The sequence below is a fragment of the Streptococcus cristatus genome, from assembly GCF_008369405.1.
Taxonomy (GTDB): domain Bacteria; phylum Bacillota; class Bacilli; order Lactobacillales; family Streptococcaceae; genus Streptococcus; species Streptococcus cristatus_G.
This window is the reverse complement of record NZ_VSJJ01000018.1, coordinates 1-9,074: the sequence shown is the minus strand read 5'-3', so window position 1 is coordinate 9,074 and position 9,074 is coordinate 1. Positions and strand designations below refer to the sequence as shown.

Below are 9,074 nucleotides of genomic sequence, written 5' to 3'. Positions count from 1 at the left end.
TTATGCTACAAAATCAGTATGCAGGTCTAAATGCTTGGTATCACTGGTTTAAATACATATTTGATTTTATTGACTACGTTACTGACTACGTTATTTAGCAATCATAAAGTCGATAAATTTTTCAACCAAGGCTACTCGCTGGCGCTGATTGATATGAGTGTAGAGATCAAGGGTGATCTTGATGTTACTGTGACCAAGTCGGTCAGAAATAATCTTAGGCTCTATACCTGCTTCGAAGAGCAGGGAAGCGTGAGTATGGCGAAAGCCATGGATGGTTATAGGTTTTAAATTATGTTTTTTGATAATGGATTTTAAGTTATTTTCTGGATAGGTCGCTTTAAACCAGTGGCAGCGGCGGTCTGTGAAAATGAAATTTTCATCACCAAAATATTTTTTTCCTCGGCTAAAATACATCTTTTTTTGCTGATGCTTCCAGCATTTCAATTTTTCCACCGTCATATAGTCGATCGAGATGACTCTTTCGCTGGCAGTCGTTTTTGGCGTCTGAAAGGACCTTTTACCGTTTAATCTTACGAATGTACGATTAACGTAGAGCAAACCAGCCTCAAGGTCAATATCGCTCCACTTTAATGCTAAAGCTTCGCCTCGTCGCAATCCAGTATAGGCTAAAAGCCAAAAAAAGATATAAAGGCCGGGCGATTTATTATTTTGGCAGCATGCCAGAAATTTTTCGAGCTCTTCTTTTGTGTAAAAATTATCTGGTTTGTCTTTCGGCTCCTGCTTTGGTTTTACTATCCGCTCAAGCGGATTGCGCTCAATAACATCCATCATAACCGCGAATTTAAAAATACGATTGATAACGCTGAGATAAAGGCTGTACTTTGCATATTTTTTACTTAACTCAATAGCAACTTTTTGGCAATAGGCTACGCTGATATCTTCAATTTTCATTTTTTGGAAGTATCGGCTCGAAATGCTGCTATACAAGGAATATACATTTTGAAAAGTAGTGGGTTTAACTGTCGTTTGATAGTTCTCCAGCCACATCTCAGCTATTGCCTGGAATGTGTAGGAAGGCTTGATCTGATCTTCCAATCCATGCTCCTCAACTTGGATTTGAAGAAGTGTTTCGGCTTTTCTAGCTTCCTTAGCGGTTTTAAAACCGCGTCGTGTAGTCCGCCTTTGCTTTCCTGTCAAGGGATCAATCCCTAGATAGGTCTGTAACATATAGCGAGTCTCCCCGCTCTTTGTAGTATATTTTTTTATCATCTTTTCTCCTTTTTTGCTTGCCCGCATAGTTGAGAGAAGGAATGATTTATGATATACTATACCTGTATATTTTTTTATCAGACCATCACCTTGGCTATTCGGTGATGGTTTTTTTATTTAATATTCATAACCATCAACTAAAAGTAGTGGGATTTTTTGACCACTATAATTGATAAAACCATTCGATCTGACATAAAATTTAGAAACTTGTAACACATCAAGTTGCTCTTCTTCTTTCACAAAAACTTTAAGGATAGCTGGTTGGTTTTTATCACCATTTAAATGCACTAAATATTTAGTAAATACAGCGCTTGGATCAACAATTTTCTCTACCTTATCATATATAACCATCTTAGTGCCATCTGGCCACTCACCATATAAATCAGAATTAACTATTCCATACTCACCAACGGGGGTATTTTTAAAATCTTCTGCCGGAATAATTTTTTCCGTTCCCTTTTGATAAATCTCATCCTCTTGAGGTTGCTCTTGATTGTTACATCCTGTAAGAGCAAAAAGGGTCATAATCAGTGCAAAAGCTTTTTTCATAAAATCTCCTTTTTTACATAATTACATTTCCGATAATTTCGATGCTATCATCAGGATTTAGGATGATATCATCATACTGTGGATTTAGCGAGATCAATCTCACTTCAGCGCCTCTACGATAAAGTTTTTTGATATAAGCGCTGTCGTTTACGATAATGATAACAATACTACCGTGGTAAACTTCAGGTGTCTTTTTGACGAAGACCACATCACCATCATGGAACATTGGTTCCATAGAGTTACCATTAACTCGCAGAGCTATATCATGATTCGGAACTGGGACCGGGTATTTAATTGTTTCAACTGGTTCATCAGATACCCAAACACCAGTCCCCGCAGAAACTTCGCCATATAAACCAACATCTTCAAACTCATCACCCAAAGTCTCATAGAGATTTTGGGCCTTTTGGATTTCATCCAACTTGACAATATTTTGATTACGGAGCTGGCGATTCATACTGCGTCGTACTTCCTCTTGACGCTCTGGTGTAAGTCTTCTATAAATGTCCGTTACATTTGTAAAACGTTCGTCTATGGTCGGAAGCTCACGACCTCCATTTTCTTGTTCTGAGAGCTGGTCTTCGCAGTATTCGAGGACCTTTTCTTGTCGTTCCTCTACCAATTTTGAGGCAGTGTTGGTGATTTTATTGAGTGTTGATTCTTTTAATTTTTCGTCCCATCCCATCAAATCAGCAGGAGTGGTTGAGAGTGCATCAGCAATCTCTTTTAAAATATCCGTAGACATCTTTTCAATATCACCTTTTTCGTAGCGATATAATGTTGATAACGAAACGTTAATTTTACTAGCTAATTCAGAGGCTTTCATGTTGATTTCTTTTCTTCTTACTTTTATTCTAGTGCCAACATCCATTTTCTTATTCCCCTTTCATTTAGGATATACTAACATTATACATCATAAGTCGCAAAAATGCAACAAAATATTTTCGCATAAATGCGATTTATTTGTTGACAAAAATTACAAAAGGATTTATAATTAAAATACAAATTCGCATTTCTGCGAAAAATAGAAAGGAGGATTAGCTATGGTCAATATCTCAAAGTTAAAAGGTATCATCGTTGAAAAAGGTTATACTCAAGAAGCATTAGCTTCAGAAATAGGAATTGATAAAAGCACATTTTATAGAAAAATTAAAAATGGCGGTTCTTTTTCTATCGGTGAAGCAAATGCGATTGTAAGAGCCATAAACTTAACAAGAGATGAAGCAGTCTCAATTTTTTTTGCCGAAACCGTCGCATAAATGCGAAAACTAAGCTTGCCCGCATAGTTGAGAGAAAGGAGAAAAATAGAAAGGAAGAAAATGCAAGAACTAACATTATCAGAGAATTTAGCTCAAATTGAACTGGAAATCAACCATCACAAGCAGATTGCTGGTCAGTCTATTTGGGAAATTGGCAGGCGGCTCAATCATGTGAAGGAGCATGATTTGGTTCACGGTGAGTTTCGAGCCTGGCATGAAAATCTTGGACTTGATAAAGACTTTGCTTACAAGTCGATGAAGATTGCTAAAGAATTGCCAAATGTCGAAACGTTACGACATTTAGGAACAACAGCTCTGCATCTTATCGCTACGCTTCCAGAAGCAGAGAGAGCTCAACAGCTTGAGCGGATAGAGCAAGGTGACAATCCGACTGTGAGGGAGTTGCAAGAGGTCAAGCGCCAGCTTAACCTTGCCAAATCCGAAAATGAAGATTTACGGGAGAAAAACGAGAAATTAGCTGAGCAGGCGCTGAAAGGGATGGAAACAAAAACGATTGAAAAAGAAGTCGTAAAAGAGGTGGAAGTCACCCCTGCTGACTATGACTCTACCAAATCTTTAAACCAAACTCTAATGACCAAAAATCAGAAGCTAAGCAAGGAAAATCAGAAGCTCGAGGATGAGCTAAGAGAGCTGAAAACCAAGGGCAATATTAGTCAGGAGATGGAGGAGCTCATCAGTCAGCGCCAAGGGAAAATCCAAGGACTGGAAAAGCAAATCTCTGACTACAAGGATGTGCTTAACCTGATACGAGCTGGTGACGAATTTTTAAATAAAATGGCCAGTCTTATCTATACAGATGACAAGAAATTTAGAAATGCTGATGAGGTCATTGGTCTTGAAATCGACAGCATGGTAAATCGGCTTTTGACTTTTGTAAATGATCTACAAAAGCTGAGAGGACGCAATCAAGATGTAATCGAAGGAGAAATTGTATGAGCAATGCTACAGGGATGCTTCCGGCAAATATGACCAAGGAAGATATGATGATCGCGATGTTGACGACACAAAAGGAACAAAATCAGCGCCTAGACACGATGGAGAGCAAGGTTGACTATCTGGAGAATGAGCAGCCTATCCATCCGGGAGTCGCTAATATCCTGCTGAAAAAGCGTAGGGCTAGAGTAGTCGAATGCTTGGGCGGGAAAGCCAGTAGAGCCTATCAGGATAGGAAGTTTGCTCAGTCGGTCTTTAAGGAGGCAGAGTTAGACTTTAAAGGCTACTTTAATGTGCCGAACTATGCTATGCTTCCGAAAAAACATGAGCTGGCCGCTATGACTTACTGGGATAATTGGCAGCCATCCAATAATACTAAGTTGGGTATTGAGGCTCGGAATGGTCAAATGGTCATGGACTTGATCTCGTGAGGTGGACATGGAAGTTATGGATACAATGCGACTGCCACCTTTGATGTCTGATGATATGGCACGGATGTTTATCCGACAACAAGTAGATATCATCAGAGAGGAAGTCAGACGAGAAATCGAGCAAGAAAAAATCCCTTTGAATCAAAAGGAATTGATGGATATGTTTGGTTTTGATGCCAAGTATCTTAAATATTTGCTTAGTTTGGGACTAAAAAGAAGAAAGCAAGGCCGCGATTGGAAGTATGACCTTGCTGACGTTTATGAAATACTTGAACTTGCGAAAGAGCATTTTATCGGCTATCAGCCGAAAAAATGAGCAAGGAGTATTTAATTTGATTATAACATAGGGAGGGAATTTTAACAATGAGTATTAAAGACGATATTTATCGTTTAAAGCACGAAAATTGTAGGGCGAGAAATTCGATTGCTAACTTGCAATTGACTTTGTTGGCGCTTTGCGGCGGTCTCTTGATGTTACTTGTGGTCTTAGCTAAGACTAATATCGACCGTGAGCACCATCTAAAAGAGCTACAGTATCAAATAAACGATAACCGCGATAGCATGCGGAGAAATGCTGTGCGCATCGTTCATCTGGAGCAGGAAGATCGGATTATTAGGGAGAGGATTGAAAGTGATGAGTGAGTTTCTAGGAAGCGCGATGATGATTGTATTTTTCTTTTTGGCCGGCACGCTTGGTTGTTACGTTGACCATCGAAAAGCCGAAAAAAAGCGAAAAGAAGAAGAAATGCTTAATATGCAGGCTCTCTATGTGCTGTGGATGCAGGAGCAGGCTCTCTGTGAAGCTGCTGAAAAGATGGCAGAAGAGCGGAAGCATTGTACGCCTTCGTTTAGGTATTAGGTATTTTGTATGAAATTTCTAGATTTATTTGCAGGCATCGGTGGTTTTCGTATAGGGATGGAATCCGCTGGCCATGAGTGTATAGGATTTTGTGAAATAGACAAATTTGCAAGAGCTAGCTACAAAGCTATACACAATACGAAAGGAGAAATTGAACTGCATGACATCACAAGAGTCACAGATGAGTCTATTCGAAGAATCGGAAGTGTGGACATTATCTGTGGAGGATTTCCGTGCCAGGCTTTCAGCATTGCAGGAGCGAGACGAGGTTTTGAAGATACACGAGGAACTTTGTTCTTTGAGATTGCTAGGTTCGCATCTATTCTCAGACCTAAATATCTATTCCTTGAAAATGTCAAAGGATTGCTCAACCACGAAAATGGAGTTACATTCGAGATCATTATCTCAACCTTGGATGAGCTGGGGTACAATGTGGAATGGCAAGTGCTTAACAGCAAGGATTTCGGAGTCCCCAAAAATCGGGAACGTGTGTTTATTATCGGACATCTTAGAGGAGAAAGTACCAGAAGAGTTTTTCCTCTCAGCGGAAATGACGAAGAGACTGATTGTAAACAATCAAAAATCAAGAAGGTAGGCAACATTAGGAAGAAAGGAAAGTCACAAAGTGGCGATGTTGTTTCAACGGATTCCATCGCACCTACTTTATGCGCTACAACAACGCAAAAAGACCCGCTGAAGATAGCAATACCTGTATTGACTCCAGATAGACCTGAAAAAAGGCAGAATGGGCGGAGATTCAAGGAGAACGGAGAGCCCATGTTTACTTTAACAAGTCAAGATAAGCATGGGATTATGATTAGAGAAGCAACCGTTCAAGGATACGCAGAAGCAGAAATTGGCGATAGCGTAAATTTGACACACCCTAACTCTAAGACAAGAAGAGGGCGAGTAGGTAAGCAGATAGCAAATACTCTCTTAACCGGAGAGAGTCAAGGTGTGGTTGAGTCTGATTTTAGGATTAGGAAGCTAACACCTCGTGAGTGTTGGAGATTACAAGGTTTTCCAGACTGGGCTTTTGATAAAGCTCAAGAAGTCAATAGTAATTCTCAGTTATATAAGCAAGCTGGAAATAGCGTGACAGTCAATGTTATTGCTGAGATAGCGAAGGAATTAAAATAAGAAAAGGAGAAAATATGACTAAAACATTAACATTACAAGAAAAGATCGAGGAATGGTTTATCAGCCGTAATTTGCAAGAGGCTAATCCCGTGAAGCAGTTTCAAAAGCTGATGGAAGAGGCTGGGGAGCTCTATGCGGGGATTGCTAAAGGCAAGTCAGACTTGACCAAAGACGCTTTGGGAGATATGCAGGTTGTGCTGATTGGCATTGAGCAGCAAATCAAAAATGGGGCTCAAATCGAAGCGAGTCCACAAGACATGGAGCTTTTGCTTTTAGCTTCGAGTCTTGGAAGTATGGCTCAAAAAATCCATAAGCATATCATGCACAATGAGACGCAGACACCGCTGGTGCGACCTGAGCTTGTTTCACTGCATTCATCTATCCACGCTATCGCGATCCACAATCTGACCACAGCTAATGACTGTCTGGCGCTTGCCTACGACGAAATCAAGGACCGAAAAGGTAAGCTGATTGATGGAATCTGGGTGAAAGAGGAGGACTTGAAATGAAATTTCTGCCATTTTTATCCATAATTGTAATTTTGCTAGCTCTCGTGTTAGCAGGAGCAATCAAAATCAATCGGCTTAATAAGAGGATTGAGCAGCTTGAGGCTAGAAAGCTTATTACAATCCATAGAGTCGATAATGCTGGTGGCTCTATGGATATGCTTGGAAAAATCACTGATAAAGAGGTGATTGAGGGGAAATTCACGGTTACGGTTGGTGGCTACGGAAAGTTCTTGCTTACTCAAGAGCAGTACGAGTCTATCAAGGTCGGTGACCCAATACCAGATTATTTAAAAGGAGTTGGAAAATAATGGTTGCGTGCGAGTTTAGTACAGATGGCGAAACTTGGAAAAAGCTGGGGAATGGAACAGTGACAGAGTTACATGATAGCGTCAATAATCCAAAACATTATCAAGGTAGATATGGCTTGGAGTCAATCAATGTCCTCAGAAATTTTATGACATCGGAACAGCTTAAGGGATTTTATCTTGGAAATGCTTTGAAATATCAGCTGCGTTTCCAAAAAAGAACGGGCTTGAAGATTTGAAGAAAGCTCGTAAGAATCTTGATTGGTTGATCGAGGAGATGGAGGTAGAAAAAAGATGAAGAAGCAGGAATTGATTAAGAAAATCGAAGAACGAAAAACAATAATTGGGAATTTTCAGGGGTATGTGGTTTGGTGGGAAGATATCAAAACAATCTTTGAAGAACTAGACGAACCATCTTCCGGGCATGCTGAAGAAGCACCGCGCTATGTCAAAAACGTACTAGCTCGCTTACGAGAATTGCCATTACATGACAGAAAAGTCTGGTTGAAAGTTATCATGAACGAATTTGAGCAGGATTTCAGCCATGCAATATGGCGCGAGGGATATAAGCAAGGTAAGTTTGAAGGCGCATGGGTTGGACAGCAACTCAAAGATGCTGACAAAATTCGACATGAGTTGAATAAGGCCAAAGTCCCGCAGATGGTGGCCGATTGGATTGAGGTTTGTAAAGAAAATTTGGCGATAGGGTTATATACTGCTATGAATCCAGCTTTTATGAAACAGTGGAATAAAAGTGATGAACTTATTTCATGGATTAAAAAGACGAGTAATCAAGAAATATTCGCTCGAGCATGGCTGGACGGCTATGAGGTTGAGTGAGAAAAGCGGTATTTGGTGAGGGTAGACGGGAATATTAAAGAAAATATATTGGTTTACGGAAATGTTGTGAAAAGGTACTTTTTTTACAAAAAGTTCTGATTTATTCAATGTTAGCTATTTCCACACCCGCAAAGAACTCGAAGAAGCAGGTTTTGGCTGGGTTTTCTCTTGCGAGGGTGTGGAAGTCAAGGAGGTGCTATGAAACGACCTGAACGATACCCTTATACACGAAGTCAATGGGTTGAAGAAACTGCTGATTTTTACACATATGAAAACAACCTTTATTACACAAGGTATATTTTAGCAAATAGGCTTACAGGAGAAATCAAGAATAAGGAGACATCAGATGCAACAAAAATTTAGAGCGTGGGATAAAAAACTTAAAGAAATGTTTGAAGTTAGTTTTATTGATTTTGATACAAAATTAATCGGATTAAACATTGATTTAGAAATTATTATATTTGATTTTGACGATGTCATCCTCATGCAATCAACAGGCCTTTTTGATAAGAACGGCCAGGAGATTTTTGAGGGGGATATTGTACAATTTGAAGATTGTTATACCGAATCAGATTTTTTGTATATCAACAAAGGTATTGTCGAGTGGAGTCAAGGAAGTTTTACTGTTACCAATAGGGATTCTGTAGAAATGGAAGATTTGCTTAATGGAGAGAGATTAGATGTAACAATCATCGGCAATATCCACCAAAATCAAGATATTTTGGAGGTAGCAGATGATCAATAATGTTGTACTTGTGGGACGTATGACCCGTGATGCTGAACTTCGCTATACACCGCAAAACCAAGCGGTCGCAACCTTTACTCTGGCTGTTAATCGCAACTTTAAAAATCAAAGTGGTGAACGTGAAGCGGACTTTATCAATTGTGTCATCTGGCGTCAGCAGGCAGAAAACCTTGCTAATTGGGCTAAAAAAGGCGCTCTAATCGGAATTACTGGTCGCATTCAGACTCGTAACTACGACAATCAGCAAGGCCAG

Annotated in this window: 15 protein-coding genes and 2 pseudogenes; 14 read left to right on the top strand and 3 right to left on the bottom strand. The window is 39.7% G+C overall.

What is annotated here, in order from left to right; all coding sequences use genetic code 11:
* Positions 1 to 90 precede the first annotated feature (90 nt).
* From FXF62_RS10580 to FXF62_RS10570, 3 genes are all read right to left on the bottom strand, one after another.
* Entirely contained in the window at positions 91 to 1,230 is a 1,140-nt protein-coding gene (locus FXF62_RS10580; RefSeq protein WP_149518704.1) for a site-specific integrase, read from the bottom strand.
* A gap of 117 nt (positions 1,231 to 1,347) precedes the next feature.
* Positions 1,348 to 1,779 carry a hypothetical protein gene (locus tag FXF62_RS10575; RefSeq protein ID WP_149518703.1) on the bottom strand — a complete coding sequence of 144 codons (432 nt, stop codon included), beginning with the start codon at positions 1,777 to 1,779 and terminating at the stop codon, positions 1,348 to 1,350.
* Positions 1,780 to 1,792: 13 nt separating this feature from the next.
* A complete protein-coding gene (locus tag FXF62_RS10570) occupies positions 1,793 to 2,650 on the bottom strand; it encodes a helix-turn-helix domain-containing protein (protein ID WP_149518702.1) in 858 nt (285 codons plus the stop codon).
* A 172-nt stretch (positions 2,651 to 2,822) separates the two neighbouring features.
* On the opposite strand from FXF62_RS10570, the gene FXF62_RS10565 reads away from it, so the two are divergent.
* The 14 genes and pseudogenes from FXF62_RS10565 to ssb form a co-directional block, all read left to right on the top strand.
* Positions 2,823 to 3,038 (top strand): helix-turn-helix transcriptional regulator, encoded by a 216-nt coding sequence (locus FXF62_RS10565; RefSeq protein WP_048791849.1) that lies wholly within the window; start codon positions 2,823 to 2,825, stop codon positions 3,036 to 3,038.
* A gap of 60 nt (positions 3,039 to 3,098) precedes the next feature.
* Complete coding sequence (locus tag FXF62_RS10560; protein ID WP_149518701.1) at positions 3,099 to 3,995, top strand: DUF3102 domain-containing protein; 897 nt, start codon at positions 3,099 to 3,101, stop codon at positions 3,993 to 3,995.
* Positions 3,992 to 4,423: an ORF6C domain-containing protein gene (locus tag FXF62_RS10555; RefSeq protein WP_149518700.1), complete on the top strand. Its 432-nt coding sequence runs from the start codon at positions 3,992 to 3,994 to the stop codon at positions 4,421 to 4,423. The genes FXF62_RS10560 and FXF62_RS10555 overlap by 4 nt, the downstream gene beginning before the upstream one ends.
* A gap of 16 nt (positions 4,424 to 4,439) precedes the next feature.
* Positions 4,440 to 4,739 carry a hypothetical protein gene (locus FXF62_RS10550; protein WP_149518699.1) on the top strand — a complete coding sequence of 100 codons (300 nt, stop codon included), beginning with the start codon at positions 4,440 to 4,442 and terminating at the stop codon, positions 4,737 to 4,739.
* Between the two features lie 47 nt (positions 4,740 to 4,786).
* Entirely contained in the window at positions 4,787 to 5,065 is a 279-nt protein-coding gene (locus FXF62_RS10545) for a hypothetical protein (RefSeq protein ID WP_149518698.1), read from the top strand.
* Positions 5,066 to 5,081: 16 nt separating this feature from the next.
* Complete coding sequence (locus tag FXF62_RS10540) at positions 5,082 to 5,282, top strand: hypothetical protein (RefSeq protein ID WP_149518697.1); 201 nt, start codon at positions 5,082 to 5,084, stop codon at positions 5,280 to 5,282.
* 9 nt (positions 5,283 to 5,291) lie between these two features.
* The gene (locus FXF62_RS10535; RefSeq protein WP_149518696.1) at positions 5,292 to 6,422 is read left to right on the top strand and encodes a DNA cytosine methyltransferase; all 1,131 of its coding nucleotides are present in this window, start codon (positions 5,292 to 5,294) and stop codon (positions 6,420 to 6,422) included.
* Between the two features lie 14 nt (positions 6,423 to 6,436).
* Entirely contained in the window at positions 6,437 to 6,931 is a 495-nt protein-coding gene (locus tag FXF62_RS10530; RefSeq protein ID WP_149518695.1) for a MazG-like family protein, read from the top strand.
* Positions 6,928 to 7,239, top strand: coding sequence for a DUF1372 family protein (locus FXF62_RS10525; RefSeq protein ID WP_149518694.1), 312 nt, complete (start codon positions 6,928 to 6,930; stop codon positions 7,237 to 7,239). The genes FXF62_RS10530 and FXF62_RS10525 overlap by 4 nt, the downstream gene beginning before the upstream one ends.
* Before the next feature lie 59 nt (positions 7,240 to 7,298).
* Positions 7,299 to 7,534: pseudogene (locus FXF62_RS10520) on the top strand (DUF3310 domain-containing protein).
* A 218-nt stretch (positions 7,535 to 7,752) separates the two neighbouring features.
* Positions 7,753 to 8,278, top strand: a pseudogene (locus FXF62_RS11025) (DUF1642 domain-containing protein).
* On the top strand, positions 8,275 to 8,439 hold the full coding sequence (locus FXF62_RS10775; RefSeq protein ID WP_187984273.1) for a hypothetical protein: 165 nt from the start codon (positions 8,275 to 8,277) through the stop codon (positions 8,437 to 8,439). Before FXF62_RS11025 ends, FXF62_RS10775 begins: the two are co-directional and overlap by 4 nt.
* The gene (locus FXF62_RS10510) at positions 8,423 to 8,821 is read left to right on the top strand and encodes a YopX family protein (RefSeq protein WP_149518693.1); all 399 of its coding nucleotides are present in this window, start codon (positions 8,423 to 8,425) and stop codon (positions 8,819 to 8,821) included. The genes FXF62_RS10775 and FXF62_RS10510 overlap by 17 nt, the downstream gene beginning before the upstream one ends.
* A partial coding sequence (gene ssb, locus FXF62_RS10505; RefSeq protein WP_149518692.1) for a single-stranded DNA-binding protein occupies positions 8,811 to 9,074 on the top strand: 264 nt, incomplete at its 3' end. The genes FXF62_RS10510 and ssb, both read left to right, overlap by 11 nt.

Excerpts from the sequence above, each read along its gene's own strand:
- FXF62_RS10545 (WP_149518698.1), top strand. The coding sequence starts at position 4,787 with ATGAGTATTAAAGACGATATTTATCGTTTAAAGCACGAAAATTGTAGG.
- FXF62_RS10535 (WP_149518696.1), top strand. The coding sequence starts at position 5,292 with ATGAAATTTCTAGATTTATTTGCAGGCATCGGTGGTTTTCGTATAGGG.
- FXF62_RS10550 (WP_149518699.1), top strand. The coding sequence starts at position 4,440 with ATGGATACAATGCGACTGCCACCTTTGATGTCTGATGATATGGCACGG.
- FXF62_RS10540 (WP_149518697.1), top strand. The coding sequence starts at position 5,082 with ATGATGATTGTATTTTTCTTTTTGGCCGGCACGCTTGGTTGTTACGTT.
- FXF62_RS10510 (WP_149518693.1), top strand. The coding sequence starts at position 8,423 with ATGCAACAAAAATTTAGAGCGTGGGATAAAAAACTTAAAGAAATGTTT.
- FXF62_RS10565 (WP_048791849.1), top strand. The coding sequence starts at position 2,823 with ATGGTCAATATCTCAAAGTTAAAAGGTATCATCGTTGAAAAAGGTTAT.
- FXF62_RS10530 (WP_149518695.1), top strand. The coding sequence starts at position 6,437 with ATGACTAAAACATTAACATTACAAGAAAAGATCGAGGAATGGTTTATC.
- FXF62_RS10555 (WP_149518700.1), top strand. The coding sequence starts at position 3,992 with ATGAGCAATGCTACAGGGATGCTTCCGGCAAATATGACCAAGGAAGAT.
- FXF62_RS10560 (WP_149518701.1), top strand. The coding sequence starts at position 3,099 with ATGCAAGAACTAACATTATCAGAGAATTTAGCTCAAATTGAACTGGAA.
- FXF62_RS10570 (WP_149518702.1), bottom strand. The coding sequence starts at position 2,650 with ATGGATGTTGGCACTAGAATAAAAGTAAGAAGAAAAGAAATCAACATG.
- FXF62_RS10525 (WP_149518694.1), top strand. The coding sequence starts at position 6,928 with ATGAAATTTCTGCCATTTTTATCCATAATTGTAATTTTGCTAGCTCTC.
- FXF62_RS10575 (WP_149518703.1), bottom strand. The coding sequence starts at position 1,779 with ATGAAAAAAGCTTTTGCACTGATTATGACCCTTTTTGCTCTTACAGGA.
- FXF62_RS10580 (WP_149518704.1), bottom strand. The coding sequence starts at position 1,230 with ATGATAAAAAAATATACTACAAAGAGCGGGGAGACTCGCTATATGTTA.
- FXF62_RS10775 (WP_187984273.1), top strand. The coding sequence starts at position 8,275 with ATGAAACGACCTGAACGATACCCTTATACACGAAGTCAATGGGTTGAA.